General features: G+C 45.6%; 14 protein-coding genes. 2 read left to right on the plus strand and 12 right to left on the minus strand.

From position 1 onward, the window contains the following. Position 1 precedes the first annotated feature (1 nt). The 11 genes from glgP to AB5217_RS18190 form a co-directional block, all read right to left on the minus strand. On the minus strand, positions 2-2,560 hold the full coding sequence (gene glgP, locus AB5217_RS18135) for an alpha-glucan family phosphorylase (RefSeq protein WP_004313433.1): 2,559 nt from the start codon (positions 2,558-2,560) through the stop codon (positions 2-4). A 6-nt stretch (positions 2,561-2,566) separates the two neighbouring features. Next, complete coding sequence (locus AB5217_RS18140) at positions 2,567-4,342, minus strand: cation:proton antiporter (RefSeq protein WP_004308112.1); 1,776 nt, start codon at positions 4,340-4,342, stop codon at positions 2,567-2,569. 12 nt (positions 4,343-4,354) lie between these two features. Next, positions 4,355-5,341 carry a 6-phosphofructokinase gene (gene pfkA / locus AB5217_RS18145; protein WP_004308113.1) on the minus strand — a complete coding sequence of 329 codons (987 nt, stop codon included), beginning with the start codon at positions 5,339-5,341 and terminating at the stop codon, positions 4,355-4,357. A 22-nt stretch (positions 5,342-5,363) separates the two neighbouring features. Then, entirely contained in the window at positions 5,364-5,861 is a 498-nt protein-coding gene (locus AB5217_RS18150; protein ID WP_004308114.1) for an RNA polymerase sigma factor, read from the minus strand. 100 nt (positions 5,862-5,961) lie between these two features. Next, on the minus strand, positions 5,962-6,390 hold the full coding sequence (locus tag AB5217_RS18155; protein ID WP_004308115.1) for an Hsp20/alpha crystallin family protein: 429 nt from the start codon (positions 6,388-6,390) through the stop codon (positions 5,962-5,964). A gap of 76 nt (positions 6,391-6,466) precedes the next feature. Next, the gene (gene gpmA / locus AB5217_RS18160; RefSeq protein WP_004308116.1) at positions 6,467-7,216 is read right to left on the minus strand and encodes a 2,3-diphosphoglycerate-dependent phosphoglycerate mutase; all 750 of its coding nucleotides are present in this window, start codon (positions 7,214-7,216) and stop codon (positions 6,467-6,469) included. Between the two features lie 12 nt (positions 7,217-7,228). Further along, a complete protein-coding gene (locus tag AB5217_RS18165) occupies positions 7,229-8,281 on the minus strand; it encodes a class I fructose-bisphosphate aldolase (protein ID WP_004308117.1) in 1,053 nt (350 codons plus the stop codon). Between the two features lie 23 nt (positions 8,282-8,304). Further along, positions 8,305-8,787, minus strand: a complete 483-nt coding sequence (locus tag AB5217_RS18170; RefSeq protein WP_004308118.1) for a ferritin — start codon at positions 8,785-8,787, stop codon at positions 8,305-8,307. Between the two features lie 46 nt (positions 8,788-8,833). Next, positions 8,834-9,481 carry a MarC family protein gene (locus AB5217_RS18175; RefSeq protein WP_004308119.1) on the minus strand — a complete coding sequence of 216 codons (648 nt, stop codon included), beginning with the start codon at positions 9,479-9,481 and terminating at the stop codon, positions 8,834-8,836. A gap of 80 nt (positions 9,482-9,561) precedes the next feature. Then, positions 9,562-10,017, minus strand: coding sequence for a ferritin-like domain-containing protein (locus AB5217_RS18180; protein ID WP_005680129.1), 456 nt, complete (start codon positions 10,015-10,017; stop codon positions 9,562-9,564). 1,131 nt (positions 10,018-11,148) lie between these two features. Next, positions 11,149-12,435, minus strand: coding sequence for an IS1380-like element ISBfi1 family transposase (locus AB5217_RS18190; RefSeq protein ID WP_004312659.1), 1,287 nt, complete (start codon positions 12,433-12,435; stop codon positions 11,149-11,151). A 177-nt stretch (positions 12,436-12,612) separates the two neighbouring features. Between AB5217_RS18190 and AB5217_RS18195 the strand changes: the two genes are divergently transcribed. Next, positions 12,613-13,740 (plus strand): AraC family transcriptional regulator, encoded by a 1,128-nt coding sequence (locus AB5217_RS18195; protein WP_070782486.1) that lies wholly within the window; start codon positions 12,613-12,615, stop codon positions 13,738-13,740. A gap of 156 nt (positions 13,741-13,896) precedes the next feature. Here AB5217_RS18195 and AB5217_RS18200 read toward each other — a convergent pair whose 3' ends face one another. Beyond that, a complete protein-coding gene (locus AB5217_RS18200) occupies positions 13,897-14,139 on the minus strand; it encodes a transposase (protein ID WP_004318648.1) in 243 nt (80 codons plus the stop codon). Positions 14,140-14,369: 230 nt separating this feature from the next. Between AB5217_RS18200 and AB5217_RS18205 the strand changes: the two genes are divergently transcribed. Next, entirely contained in the window at positions 14,370-16,418 is a 2,049-nt protein-coding gene (locus AB5217_RS18205; RefSeq protein WP_004318649.1) for a hypothetical protein, read from the plus strand. The last annotated feature ends 25 nt before the right edge of the window (positions 16,419-16,443 follow it).

Raw genomic sequence — 16,443 nt, forward strand, 5'->3', positions numbered from 1 at the left:
TTCAGAACCATCGTACATAACAAAAATCTTGCCGGTGAGGTAACAGGGGATGGTTGGGATACATTCTGAATGCCTGTTTGAAGCTTCCAGCGCTGAACATTCTGGTTATTGCCTTGAAAGTGTATAGGTTTCCGTCTTTGGATGTCAAAGAAAAAGGAATGACCTCATGGATGCGATCCTCATTCTCCTCATGCCGTATAATGACCGATTCCAATCCGATCGCGTTGTCCAGCCCTTTCTCGTCAATGACGACCGTCATCTCGTATTCCTTACCAGCCTCCACCGTGGCGTCCAATCCTTTTCCCGCATTCACGGAAACGATTTCCACGGCATTCCATCTGCTGTCGACAGCTGCCTTCCAGCCGGCAAGCGTTTTCGCCTTTGCATAATTGTCCGCCGCCAAAACATGAAAGTGTTCCGACAACTTGTTGTAAAATCCGTCATAGTAGTCATCCAGCTGTCTTTTCATCGTGAAGCGGGGAGCTATTTGCGCAACCGAGTTCTTGATGTACTTGACCCAGGTTTCCGGATAGTCTTTTTCTTTCCGTTCATAATATAACGGCAGGATATTATGTTCCAGCAGGAAATAAATTGTTTCCGCATCCAGTTGGTTCTGGTACTGTTCATCCTGATAGGTGGCCTTGTCGGTGATGGCCCATCCCGCCTCCTTGCGGTAGCCTTCGTACCACCAACCGTCCAGCACGGAGAAGTTGAGTACGCCGTTCATCAGAGCCTTCTCACCGGAAGTTCCGGAAGCCTCCGCAAGACGGGTGGGAGTATTCATCCAGATGTCAACCCCAGAAATAAGATGCCGTGCCAGGTCCATGTCATAATTCTCAAGGAAGATGATTTTACCCAAGAATTCAGGACGGCGGGATATCTCCACAATCTGCTTGATGAGCCCTTGCCCGGCAGTGTCGTTTGGATGGGCTTTTCCTGCAAAGACAAACTGTATGGGATGTTCCTGATTGTTCACAATCCGCGCCAGACGATCCAAATCGGTAAACAAAAGATGAGCTCTTTTGTAAGTTGCAAAGCGCCTTCCGAAGCCGACAAGAAGAGCATTCGGATTAAACTTCTCGAAAATGGAGACACCCAATGCCGGGTCAACCTGGCTTTTGAGCCAGTCCCGGCCGCATTTCCACTTGATGTAGGATATCAGTTTGGTTTTCAACCTTTTCCGCATGTTCCATATCTCTTCATCGGGTATATTATAAACGCCTTTCCATATTTCCTGATTGGACTGGTCGTTCATGAAATTCTCATCGAAATTGTCCTTAAACAGCTTTTTCCACTCCGCCGTACACCAAGTGGGAAAGTGTACGCCATTCGTCACATAGCCCACATGGTTCTCTTCCGGGAAATAGCCTTTCCAGAGAGGCGCGAACATCTGCTGTGAAACGGACTTGTGCAGCTTGCTGACACCGTTTACCGCCTGGCTGGTTTTGCAGGCGAATACCGACATGCAGAAACGTTCTCCCTTGTTGCCCGGAGTTTGCCGTCCGAGGTTCATCAACTCGTCCCACGTAATGCCCAGCTTATCAGGATATCCTTTCATATATTTATTGAAAAGCCCCTCATCGAAATAGTCATGGCCGGCAGGCACAGGTGTATGCACAGTGTAAAGCGAGGAAGCCCTAACCAGTTCCATGGCTTGTCCGAAGTCCAGGCCTTCGGATATATAGTCGCATAACCGCTGGATATTGATCAGTGCGGCATGCCCCTCGTTGCAGTGATATACATCTTTCTCGATGCCCAATACTTTTAATGTCATCATTCCTCCGATGCCGAGCAGTATTTCCTGCTTGAGCCGGTTTTCCCAGTCACCGCCATACAGGTGATGGGTAATCGGACGGTCGAACTCGCTGTTCAGTTCATTGTCCGTATCCAGCAGGTAGAGGGAAACACGTCCCACATTGGCCTTCCATACATTGGCATGGACCGTGAAACTGTCGGCATAGGGAACATGGATTACCAGTTGTCGCCCGTCAGGCTGCATCACTTTCTCTATCGGAAGCTGCCCGAAATTCTGTGGGTCATAATGAACCTGTTGCTGCCCGTCCATCGCCAGAGCCTGGTCAAAATAGCCATAACGATATAAAAGCCCTACAGCACAGAGGTCTACGTTACTGTCCGAAGCTTCCTTCAGATAGTCACCTGCCAATATGCCCAGACCGCCGGAATAGATTTTAAGAACCCTGTCCAGACCATATTCCATGCTGAAATAGGCAACTGACGGACGGCTGTGGTCCGGCTCCACATCAAGATACGCCTTAAAAGTGGAATATACGTTTTCCATCTTACGCATGAAGTTTCCGTCATGTGTCAGTGCCTCCAGCTCTTCATAATCCATCCGTTCCAGAAACAGTACCGGATTCTGTTCCGCCTCTTCCCATAGTTCCGGGTTCAAACCACTATATAAACTCTTCGCATCCTCGTTCCAGGTCCACCAAAGATTATGTGCCATCTCCGCAAATCTCCGCAATTCTGCCGGAAGGTGTGAACCGACTGTAATCTCCCTCCATTGTGGGACGTTTACATGATAACTTGAATATTCCATAACATTTTACTTATTTGATAGTTCATGATTTTTTTCTGTGGAGGTTTCTCCTGTTTCCGGTTCTTCCTGTGGAAATGTCCCGGCTGTACCCTGGAAATTCTCGAGGAACTGTTTTTCCATACTTAGCGATCGTTTCCGTATCCGCTTGGAAAAATAGATAACGACAATGATCAGGAAAGATAATATCAGTCCTGACCCCAAAGCGACATTGAAAAGACGGATGATGATACCCATTACGATAATGATACAGATCAACACCTTGATCACTATCATTGATACCAGCAGCCCCCTGTTGAACCTGTTGTCCGCCCAAAGTTTGCGGAATTCGACGGAATTGTTTTTCTTCATGATGATGGCGCACAAAAACGGGGATATGATAAGGAGGACAAGAACGAAGCTCAGCAGGCTTCCTTTCATCCCCGGAATACGTCCCATTACCAGAGGATACGCATAGGAGAAGAACAGCGCTATGAAAAACAGGCATACCACCAGATAAAGGGTGACGGATACCAACATGGACCTGATGAGCTTGTGCCAGGAGCCTTGATGTCTTGTGGTCATTGTTCCAGAAGAATAATGCGTCAGGTAATCTTTCAGGAATTGTGGCAAGTGCCTGTCTGCAAAACAGTAGACGGGATCCGACAGTCTTATCATATAAGGAGTAAGGAAAGTGGTGATGACCGATACTGCCACTATGACCGGATAAAGGTATTTGTCCATTACATTCAGACTGATTCCTAACGAAGCGATGATGAACGCAAACTCACCCACTTGTGCCAGGGAAAAGCCGGCTTGTATCGCAATCTTTAGCGGTTGTCCGGAAAGCAACACGCCGAAACTCCCGAACAGGACCTGCCCGCATAGGACCAGTGCCGTCAGGATAAAAACAGGAACGGCATATTCCCATATCATGGCAGGGTCGATCATCATTCCCACTGATACGAAGAAAACGGAGGCGAACAGGTCCTTTACCGGTTGCACGATATGTGCGATTTCTTCCGCTTTATCTGTTTCTGCCAGCAGGGATCCCATGACGAACGCACCCAGCGCGGCGGAGAATCCCGCCTTTGTCGCTATCATCACCATTCCCAGGCATAGTCCCAGGGAGGTTGTCAACAGTATTTCATTGCTAATAAAGCGGTTCAATCTTTTCAGAAGGGTAGGAATCAGATAGATTCCCAATGCTGACCAGAAAATAAGAAAGGCCGCAAGTTTCAATATGCTCTCCAGCATTTCGAAGCCTTCAAAATGCTTGCCTACAGCCAATGTGGAGAGGACCACCATCATGATTACCGCCACCACGTCCTCAATGATTAGTATCCCCAGGACAATACCGGTAAATTTCTGATCGAGAAGCCCCATGTCACTGAATGCTTTGAATACGATGGCGGTGGAGGACATGGACAGCATTCCGCCCAGAAAGATACAGCTCGTGTGTGAGAAGCCCATCGCATTGCCTGCCGTATATCCCAGGAACATCATGCCGCAGACGATGATAACAGTGGAGAATATGGCCGAGGCTCCCACACTTATCAGCTTTCTGAACGAGAAATCCAGTCCTATGGCGAACAGGAGGAAAATAACACCGATATCCGCCCATATCTTGATATTGGCCTGGTCGGAAACAGTCGGGAATAGGGAAATGGAAGGACCTGCCATAATACCGGCCACAATATATCCCACTATGACCGGCTGTCCCAGCCATTTGAAAATGACGGTTATGATACCGGCTATAATCAAGATAGTGGCAAGGTCTGATATTAAAGGGGCAACTTCCGACATAGGAGTAACATTTTATATGGACAACTCGTTAAGGACACGGATCAGGTTTTTGTCAATGGGCTTGTCGTTCTTGATAGCCTGGTCAAAAGGAACATAGACAATCTCATTGTTATGTATGCCTACCATGATATTGTGCTGGTCCTCCATCAGGGCCTGTATGGCGGCCTCACCCAGCCGGCTGGCCAATATGCGGTCGTTGGCACTTGGCGCTCCTCCCCGTTGTAGATGTCCCAGGATAGAGACCCTGACATCATATCCGGGGTATTCCCTTTTTACCCGGTCGGCATAGTGCATGGCTCCGCCATTCTTATTGCCCGGGCTTTCCGTCACGATGACGATGCTGCTGTTCTTGGTCTTCCGGAATCCGCGTCCGATAAAAGTCTCCAGCTGATCCGCATCCGTCCGGTCTTCCGGAATAATGGCGGCCTCGGCTCCCGAGGCTATTGCGCTGTTCTGGGCGAGGAAACCGGCGTCGCGTCCCATCACCTCGACAAAGAAAATTCGGTCGTGCGAGGTGGCTGTATCCCGGATTTTGTCCACACACTCCACAATGGTGTTCAGGGCCGTATCATATCCGATTGTAAAATCGGTACCGTACAGGTCATTGTCGATGGTACCGGGCAGTCCTATGCACGTGACAGGGTATTCCTCGGCAAATATGCGGGCTCCAGTCAGTGAGCCGTCGCCCCCGATGACTACCAGCGCCCCGATTTTTTCTTTCCTCATGGTATCGTATGCCTCTCTGCGTCCTTCCGGGGTGGTGAACGCTTCGGAACGTGCCGTTTTCAGGATGGTTCCCCCACGCTGGATGATGCTGCTCACATCCTCGGTCGTAAGTTCCCTGGACTCGCCCGCTATCAGGCCTTCGTACCCTCTGTAAATTCCTTTGACTTTGAAGCCGTTGAAAATGGCGGTACGGGTCACGGCACGGATTGCCGCATTCATTCCGGAAGCGTCCCCTCCGGAAGTAAGGATTCCTATATATTCATCTTTTTTCATCTATCTCAGTTCTTGTTTTGTTTCATTCTGCCAATATAGCTTTCAGTTTTTTCCGGCAGTGAAAAATACGGCTCTTTATGGTTCCCAAACTCACACCGGTTCTTTCCGCTATCTCACGGTATTTGAACCCTGACAGGTACATCTCAAAAGGTATGAAATGCGACTCCGGTATACTTTTGATGGCATTACGTATCTTTTCCAGGTCATAGTTCCTGTCCACCTCCTCTGTACGGGACTCGTCCATGATCCGCGAATAATATGCAGGATCGGAGGATATGTACAGACGGGTATGACCGACCTCCGCCCGGTAACCGTTGATAAACGTGTTACGCATGATGATAAACAGCCACCCTTTGAAATTTGTGTTCTTGTTGTAACTTTCTTTGTGAAGCATTGCCTTGAGCAGGGTATCCTGCAGCAGATCTTCCGCCTTCTCCCTGTCCGCTGTCAGTTTGTACGCGAAACGGAACAGTTCGTCCTGTACGCTAAGCAGCTCTTTTTCAAAATTGAATTCCTTCATCGGTTGTGCCGGTTCCCTGTTCCGGAAGTGCCTGTTAAAGGCCGGACGGCTCTCCGGACAGGAAAAGCCTGTCCGGCCTTACACCATTCCAGATATGGAATTATTTAACCTCGATAGCCTTGGAAGTTTTTTGTTTTTCTTCCTCCTTCACTTTCGGGATTTCAATGGACAGGATCCCGTGTTCGACTTTTGCGGAAATCTTATCCTTCTCCACGTTTTCAGGTAGCAGGATGGTCTGCTGGAACTTGGAATAAGAGAATTCGCGGCGGAGATACTTCTTGTCTTTCTTCTCCTCCTTCTTCTCTTCTTTCTTTTCCATGCAGATTGTCAGGTTGTTGTTTTCGTCAACATTCACCTTGAAATCATCCTTCGTCATTCCGGGAGCCGCCATTTCAACCTTGTAGTCCTTGTCATTCTCAATGACATTGATGGCAGGAGCCGTAACTCCCGTTTTTGCCAGCCACTCATTCTCGAAGAAATCGTTAAAAATACTCGGCAACCAGTTTGAATTTGTTTTTACAGGTACCATTTTTACCTCCTTTTTTAAATTGTTAGTAAATAAAATATTCAAAAAGACAATACAAATCAGTCTGATTGACTGACTCTTATCGTCTGATCATACCTTGTTCGGCTACAGCCTCCGTCCGTCTCCGTATCTCCTCCTGGTCTCCGAGGAAATAGTCCCTGACAAGCACCGGCCGTTCATCAAATTCGAATACATAAGGTACTGCCGTGGGCAGGTTCAAGAGGGATATGTCCGTATCGGAAATATTCTTGAGATGCTTGACTATCCCGCGCAGACTGTTTCCATGGGCAACGACAAGCAGGTTGTCCCTATGCATCAATGTGGGTAGGATGACACATTCCCAATAGGGCATGACACGCATGACGGCATCCTTCAGGGATTCAGTCCGTGGCAGTTCCATTTCGGGAACACCGGCGTAACGGGTGTCGTTCCCCGGATAGCGGGGATCGTCTTCCTTCACCGGCTCGGGCGACACGCCGTAACTTCTCCGCCAGATATGGACTTGTTCCTCGCCATATTTGTCTGCTGTCTCCCTTTTGTTAAGTCCCTGAAGTATGCCGTAGTGTTTCTCGTTCAACCTCCAGCTTTTCTCCACCGGGATCCAGTCTTCATTGAGACGGTCCAGAACACAATTCAACGTTTTCACAGCCCGTTTCAGATAGGATGTGTAAGCCGCCTCAAAAGAGAATCCCGCTTCTTTCAGCATATCACCGGCTTTACAGGCTTCTGCGATCCCCTTATCACTCAGGTCTACATCGGTCCAACCGGTAAAGCGGTTTTCCTTGTTCCATAGGCTCTCGCCATGTCTCAACAATACGATCCTTTTCATGCCATATAGTTTTTATGCAACGGTTATCGAAGGATCCAGATAGACATCCTGAATGGTGTTCAGAAGCGAGACCCCGTCTTTCATCGTCTTCTGGAAGGCTTTTCTCCCACAGATAAGTCCCATACCTCCGGCACGTTTGTTCACCACTGCGGTTACGACGGCATCATGCAGGTCAGATGTCCCATGGGACTCGCCCCCCGAATTGATCAGGCCAACCCTTCCCATATACCCGTTGGCCACCTGGTAGCGGCAGAGGTCTATCGGATGGTCGGAGACCAGTTCCGTATACATACGCCCGTCGGTCTTACCGAATCCGATGGCTTTAAAACCTCCATTGTTGGACGGCAGCTTCTGCTTCACGATATCAGCCTTGATGGTGACCCCGATATGGTTGGCCTGCCCTGTCAGATCTGCTGCCGCATGATAGTCAATCCCGTCTTTCTTAAAACTGCTGTTTCTCAGATAACACCACAATACCGTGGCCATCCCCAACTCATGGGCATATTCAAACGCCTGTGAGACCTCCACAATCTGGCGGCGGCTTTGTTCCGAACCGAAATAGATAGTTGCCCCCACGGCAACGGCACCCATGTTCCATGCCTCCTTCACTGTACCGAACATGACCTGGTCATAACTGTTCGGATAAGTCAGCAGCTCGTTATGGTTCAACTTCACGATGAAAGGAATCTTATGGGCGTACTTACGTGCCACAGCTCCCAGAACTCCGAATGTGGATGCCACGGCGTTGCATCCTCCCTCGATAGCGAGTTTCACAATGTTCCCGGGATCGAAGTAAAGAGGATTGGGTGCAAAGGATGCTCCGGCAGAATGTTCTATCCCCTGATCCACCGGCAGGATGGAGACATACCCGGTATTGGCCAGACGCCCGTGCCCGTACAGGGCTTGCAGGCTCTCCAAGGTGCGTATATTCCTGTCGGAATCCACCCATGCCTTGTCTATCATATTCGGCTCGGGGATATGGATGAGTTTCTTGTCTATTGTCTTGCATACATGGTCCAGGTAGTATCCTGCCTGCGTTCCCAACAAATCAATAATCGTGCTCATGTCAGTCGTTTTTTTATTCCAAATCAGGACTGGCGTTCCCCCAGTTTTGCATCCATGAAAAGGATGCCGCTCTCTCCGGCTTTCTTCATCAGGTTTACGATGTTCAGGAAATTCGCCTCTTCCTCCACCTGCTCCCTGACAAATCCCCAAAGAAAATCACGGGTGGCATTGTCTTTCTCCTCGGAAGCCAGATGTACCAGTTCGTCAATCAATCTGGAAACATGTCTCTCGTGTTCCAAGGCATGTTCAAAGACTTCGGTGGGACTGCCCCAACCCTGTGGAACCACATCGACCTTGTCCACTTTTGCCTCCGCCTCACGTTTGGCCATATATTCGGCGATGGCACATGCGTGTCCTGTCTCTTCCGCCGATTGCTTGCGCATCCAGCGGGCCATGCCGGAAAAACCTTCCTTTTCCAGATAGAAGGACATTGAAAGATACAGGTTGGCGGACCATAATTCCGCAGTAATCTGCCCGTTCAGGGCCTTTTGTAAATTCTCGGTCATAATGAATCTAATTTTTAATGTTGGTACTATTTTTTATTTTTCATATTCAGGGGCAAGCGTGTGCTTGTCTCAAAATATCTGTCAGGACAGGTTGCATCCCGTTTATGAAACATTCCACGGCGATGACCATCAGAATAAGCCCCATCAGTCTCATCATCACATTATTTCCGGTTTCTCCAAGAATTTTCAAAAGCCGCGTTGACACGCAAAGGATAATGAAAGAGAGGAGACAGACTAGGGCGATCACGCAAACCAGTGCAATTTTGAAAATATGCTCAGGGGCATCTTCCATCAGTGTTATGCCGCTTGAAATTACACCCGGACCGCACAGCATCGGAACGGCAAGAGGCGTGACGGTGATGTTCCTGGAATATTCTTTTTTCTCGTTCTCGTTCAGTTTCACATGGGTGAAGTGTGCCTGCAGCATGTCATATCCGATTTTAAAGATGATGATACCTCCCGCAATCCGGAAACCATTGGTCGAGATCCCGAAAAAATGGAACAGGAACCTGCCGCACAAGGTGAAAAGTACCAGTATGACGAACGTGAGGGCGCAGGATTTTAAGGCGATGCTCCGGCGTTCTCCGGCACTCATGCCCTCGGTCATCTGCAGGAAAACCGGCATCACTCCGAGGGGGTCCATCAATGTGAACAACGAAGTGAAACACAACATTGAGTATGCGAATATATCCATAGGATGATACTTGTTTTATTTTTAGACCATTATTTTCTCTGTGAACAATAAACTCCGGTCAGGTTACACGATTTGACACATCATATGAAGCAGGGCAGCCTGCGTTCATATTCCATGGCCAGGATACGCAACAATTCCATAAACGCCGTACTTACATATATCCGTTTTGTGTACAGCCCCTTGATGAAAGAATGGATGGATGAATCCGTATTCTGGCATAGTACGTGAAGTTCGGATATCTGACGGGATATATATTGTTCATGTTCAAGCAGGGTGTTCAAGGCAGCCAGCGGTGTCGGCCATTGCCGGATGTCGCGCCTGATTTCATGGATGGTTACAGCACCTCCTTCATGATAGATGCGGTTCATCATCTGATAGACCTTGCCCATATTGTCCTGTGCCTGTGCACTTAGCCATGAGGCCAATATCGGAAGTTGCTGCCCCTCAAAATAGACCTGCAATGACAGGTACAGGTTAGTTGACCAGATTTCTGTATTGATCAATGTGTTCATCGCATATTCAATTCGTTTATCCATGGCTGTTCTGATATTTGAAATTAGACAAAATAAATCGTAATTCATATCCTGCAATAATCATGAATTTATGTGATAGCATCTGTAAATCGGACTCTTATGGAGTTGTAAAATGAATTTTAATGCTTGCGAGACAAATAGTCATAAAAATGTATAATTATCATGCCTTTTTGTCACAAGATCCCTACAACATTCTCAACAAGATATCCAGTTCTTTCTCTATCATGTTGATCTTGTCGTATATGTAATCCAGCGTATTATGATAGTGCAGGCAGGCCCTGCATTCCTGCAATTCCCTTGACAGGGAGAGTATTTGTTGCCAAAGTTCCTCTTCTGTATGTCCAGGGGGATTATTGAATGCCATAAATGGATTCAGAGAAACTGTTTGGCATGTAATTTGTGTAATAATAGCCGCAAGTCCCGAAAAGGGGCAGGAATGGAAACAAAAAGGCAGAGAATTCCACTAAAGACAGTAACAGACAGAGGAATGAAAACGGAAGGCAGGACCTGTCCGGTTTTGAAACAAATTGCTTTCATAATGCGATTATATGACAACTCTGTTCCCTGAAGTTGTGTTTATATAAAGTTAAGCGTGGGAACTTTGGTATTACCGTTCAGAAGTATCCCCATACTCAACAACATATAATACACAAAGCCCCACGCCTATATATGCTAACAAGATATAATAGTGCATAGGGACACCTGATGTATTATTCAATTGTTGTCTTGAAATTGGGGATTTCCTGAACATGGATAATGCCTAACGCTTACTGTTATTAATCTTTTTTGGTAAAAGACAAGGCAAAAATACTAAAAGAATTGATTCGCGTCAATAAAAATCCAACTTTTTTATTATTTTACTCTCTGCGCCACTGAATTTCATCGCTCTCCGCTCTCCAAATCCCGTGCCCTTCAGCGATAAGTAATCCTGAGTTCATCAATTGCCTCATAAAAGAGCTTTTGTACATCCTAAAATCCGCAACCTGTAATATTTTTGATATCTGGGGTTGCAGATACCTCTCTAAAACGACTCGTTTTCGTAAAGAACCCTAATGGTGCAGTCGCAAGAGACAAAATCCCCTTACCCCATGATGCGACTTGAGGCAATACGCAAAAGGCCACGAAGATTTGAGGCTACCCAAAATCAAATTTGAAGGCCATCATGTATGCATCATTGCTTGTGTATATGTTCAGTATGTGCTGTCTTGCAGTCTTAATCCATTTTGCAGGGACAGAAACATACTTGAATACAAAAGTTTTGATTCTGCTTGTGCGTTTAAGTCCAAAGCTCTTCATGTTTGCGTCAGATATGAGGTGTCTGTAAAAGTTTCGTATTAAAGCGGTCAGAAGCAGGAACACCGTGTTTTCCGCCATGAACGATTTTGGCAGCCGTTTCCAGCCAAAGCCGTTGTTCATGTCGTCCAATACACGCTCAGCACCGCCACGCTTGTTGTAATACTCCACGATGTCACGGTCTGTCGAAGTATAGTCATTTGTCAGTATGCATCTGTATGTATATTCCCCTTCCCACAGGTCGAGTTCCTTGTTGATGCTTCTTTGCCGCTGTATGACAAGGCGGTACGCTTTGCCGACCCATTTCTCTGCAATGATGGAGCATATCTCAAACTCGTGACCGTTTATGTATTCGGTCTTCCATCCGCGCAAGGCAAAGATATCGTCATACAACGATACACACCTGTTTGCGCGGATATAAAAATGCCGACTGTGCTTCTCCACCATTTCCACCATAGCCTCAGAGCATGAGCCACAATCCATCCTCGCACGGTTTATATGTATTCTGGCATTCTCCAAACGCTCAAAAATACGTTTTAGAGTGTCTTCCTGATGGAAACGGACATTGGTATTGCCGTCGCGGTTCTCTATCCCGACGATGACATCGCCGACCGTTGCTATTCCTGGACTGTAACCGGTAAACTTCTTGTAGGTTATTTTTGCGTCAAATTTCTCCGTCTCAATGAACTGGTGGTCAAAATCAAAGTCATATTCATTGTCTGGCAGCAACTGTCCAGTTGCCAGCAATGCATTGACAAGCAGATTGTTAAGGTCGGAAGCCACGTTGAAGTCGTAGCTTTTGCCCGAATCAGACCTGTAGGTCAGATTCGGTGTGGTCAATTCACGAATGGCCCTAAGTATTGTGTCTGCGCTGCATGTACGGAGGGGTGGATGCAAGCAAAGTGCTTCCATAAGGTGTGAGGTCACGTCTTCGACACATGACCCTCCACAGAAATATACGCACATCAGAGAACGTATTATCTCGCTATATTGATAGCCATACACTTTGCTACGCAAACCTAAAGTAGAGTCTATTGTACAAGACAACATCCTGTCGAATTTCTCCATAATTGGAAATATACCACCAAAAGATGTGAGTTTCTCGGATTTTATTTGTACTTTTACCATGCTTGATGAGGTTTTGTTTGACTATTTTTGCAACACTAAGTTAAGTGAATCCTTTGACATGACAAAATCCTGAGCCGCTCGGCTTTGCCGCTTGGCTTGTCCAAGAACTTTTTGTTGTTCAGGATATTATAAAAGTTAAAATTTATAGTGTTGCGGAATTAAGGTAATAACAATACTATGAAATCGTTATTCATATTACAACTTGTATGTTGCGTCATTACAGCCATGCTAGCATTGCAATTAGCCATGGCAAGTTTGCAGGTGAGATGGAAGGTGTGGCGCTACGAAATATCAAGATGGATTCTCGTTGCATCCATGCTATTCTTCTCCGTCCACTACCTCTTACAGATGATTCATGGACTCCGTGCACAAGGTGCCGATGTGGGCGCAGCATTCAACATATTGTTCTATACTCCAGTGGCATTTGCCATCACTCTCTCCATAATCAACATAGAGAGCACAGGCAACAAAGTGCGACGGTATTGTTTACGTGGTATGATGGCATACATACTCATCGCCATAGTTTTCGTCATTGGCATGTTCAAAAGTCAAAGTTTACACATTGGCAATATGCTCTATGTGATGCTCGGTCTTTTTGTGGCTAGCATGGCATATTTTATTCTTATCATTCGCAAAGAAACAAAAGCCCGAAAGCAGAAGCTCATGGAGAATTTCGGAATCGACTTGATTCCATACGTGCGCTATTCGCAAGCCAGCATCATTTTGCTATACTTTGCTGCTGGACTCCTTCCTGTAGCAATCCTCTTCAATACCTTATTATATATAATAGGTCCCTTGATATTACTCTCTGTCATCTTTTTCGTCCACACTTTCATTGCTATGGGCTATTACACCACACCCAAAGAAGTCATTCCTAAGGAAAATGACGCAGAAGCAAAAGTCACGGAAGCAGAAGACATGAAAGACGGCAAGAACACTCATGGCACAAATATCTTGACAGCTAATAGAAAGATGGAAATAGAATTAGCCCTCAAGAAATGGTGTGAAGAGGGATTTTATAAGGACTATGAAGTTAACATCTATTCGCTAGCTACCAAGTTGGGATACAAGAAAAACGAACTGACAGAATACTTCAATCAGTCAGAATACACCAATTTTAGAACCTGGCTTAGCGACATTCGTTTTAATGAGGCTGTTCGCATGATGAAAGCCAACCCCGAATATAGCATTGACGCTATTTCCACAGAGTGCGGTTTCTCATCCCACACATGGATTTATCGTATATTCAAACAAAAAACGGGCATGTCACCTAGCCAATGGCGCAAACAGTTTGCCTCCATCTAAATGCGTATTTTTGTAATTTCGCATTAAATAGCATTTAAAAGAGGTGTGTCAGCGTTTTGACACAACCTCTACTTAAAAGATTTAATTTACAATAGTATTGCGGAATTAAGGTACATGAAACCGATAACCTGTCATAGTGGCATTGGGAAAAGCCGTTCAGACGATCCGCATCATGGTCGGCAAAAGATCTAAAGTGACCTCTTTGGCTGTCTTGCGCTTGGAGACATGAATCATTTCAAGCACCTTTATGACGTCTTCAGACTTCGTGCCACGTATCATGGTCACAAGTGTACCTCTGCCACCACGTCCCGCACGATTAGTGACAACAGTATATAATTCTCCGCAGCTTAAAGAAGTCTCGTCAATACAAAGGCTAGGGACCTGAGGTTGTGCCCGCATTCTGACACATTTACATTTGTAGTATTAAATATCCCAATAAAAATATAAGTGTATATTGTAATGGGATCTTAATAGAGGATTAAAAAATAAATACTTAATGGGCTGTTTCTTATGAATTCTACTGAAATCTTATAATAATTGCTCAAAAAATCACATTCTTTGTATACGTAATATCCTAATTTTGGAACGCAAATTAAAAGAATATTAATAAACTAAATTATCTGATTTATATGACAAAATTAAGATGTATGCTTTGTTGCCTGATGATCTGTACTATTACTATTGATGCTAGGACTGTTAATGATATATATAAAAGAATATCTGCACAAGTCTCCTTGAAGGTTCCCGGTAATCAATCACGAAACTATTCCCTTGCTTTTCAAGGAGCCGTTGATGATAAGGGAATCTATCTGTTAGAGTCTGAAGAAAAAATACCATTAATCATTACAGAGAGAATAGAACGTGACAATGTTAAATGTGTAATGGTAGTAAGTATTACGGCATTGGAAGACGTGTACTTTAATTATCAACAACAGTTGAAAACAGGCTTCCGACATAATGACTGTATGTTTTATCTACCAGGATTCTGGTATAGTCGCAATTTACGTTCTCCTAAAGGTGCTCCTTCATTTCATATATCAGAGAGTTGGCTGGTACGTGAGGATCGTCTGAGCTCACCCCTTACCGGTATCTTCAATCAGAAAGATGGACGTTATATGACTGTGGCACGCAAGGACGATTTTCAATGGGATGCCCTTGCTACCCACCAAACAGGCGAAATCATCCTCTCGGGCAAAACGTCCCTAGGGTTCACCGGCTTTGAGAGCCATGACGGAACATCAACACTATCTTTTGGATTTCCTTACCGAGAAGCTCCTAAAACCTATATTCGTAAGTTGACGCTGGCTCCGGAGGTTACATCTTTCCAATATCTAAAAAAAGGAGAAACAGTACTCCTGACCTGGGAATTTATCGAGGGGCAGGCTACAGACTACTCAGATTTTATTTGCCATACTTGGGAATATTGTTATGATACATACCGTCCCCAACCTGTGAAAATACCTTTTTCTCCAGAAGAGATAAAAGGAGTGCTGAGCAATTATTTTGTGGAAAGTTTTGTTGGGGACAAAGCTCTTGCCTATTACTCCAGCCCTGAAATGAAAGTGGCAGCCTGTGCCAACATGAATGTAGCAGAGATAGGTTTTGTCGGTCGCGTACTTCTAAACGCTTTCAATGCATGGGAGTTTGGCAATGAGAATGGACGTGATGACCTTGCAGCTAGCAGTAAAAAGATATTTGATAGTTACTTAGAAAATGGCTTTACGGAAACCGGTTATTTGCGTGAATGGGTAAATCTGGAAAATGATAGTGATGTGAAAGAAGAACGCCCAGTGCATAGCATACGTCGTCAGTCGGAAGGAATTTATGCCATGTTTCATTATCTGAATTATGAACAGAAGTATAAACGTCACCATCCTGATTGGGAACAACGCTTAAAGAAAATGCTCGATATGTTCTTGCAACTGCAAAATCCAGATGGAAGTTTTCCACGTAAATTCCATGATGACTTTACAGTTGTTGACGGAAGTGGAGGAAGTACTCCATCCGCTACATTACCTCTGGTTATGGGATATAAATATTTTAAGGACAAACGCTATCTGTCCGCTGCCCGGCGTACTGCGGAATATCTGGAAAAAGAGCTTATATCAAAGGCTGACTATTTCTCCTCTACGCTGGATGCAAACTGTGAGGATAAGGAAGCTTCCCTCTATACCGCTACGGCAACTTACTATTTATCATTGATAACAAATGGTACGGAACATAACCACTATGCCTCTCTGACACGAAAAGCGGCTTATTTTGCCTTGTCCTGGTATTACGTCTGGGACGTTCCGTTTGCTCCCGGGCAGATGTTGGGTGATATCGGTCTGAAAACTCGCGGCTGGGGAAATGTCTCGGTGGAGAATAATCATATTGATGTATTTATTTTTGAATTTGCCGATGTGCTCCGTTGGCTTTCCAAAGAGTATAATGAACCTCGTTTCTCTGATTTTGCTGAAGTCATTTCTACTTCCATGTGCCAGTTACTTCCTTATAAAGGACATATGTGTGGAGTGATAAAAGTTGGTTATTATCCGGAAGTGATCCAGCACACCAACTGGGATTATGGAAGGAATGGAAAAGGATATTATAATGACATGTTTGCTCCCGGTTGGACGGTAGCATCCCTTTGGGAATTGCTGACACCGGGACGTACTGAGAATATACTGTTGAAATAGCTCTGATATCCACTTTTCAGGATAT

This window comes from Bacteroides sp. MSSM.1001136sp1_RTP21357st2_D2_RTP21359_211015 (assembly GCF_040913205.1).
In the GTDB taxonomy this organism is placed as follows: Bacteria; Bacteroidota; Bacteroidia; order Bacteroidales; family Bacteroidaceae; genus Bacteroides; species Bacteroides ovatus.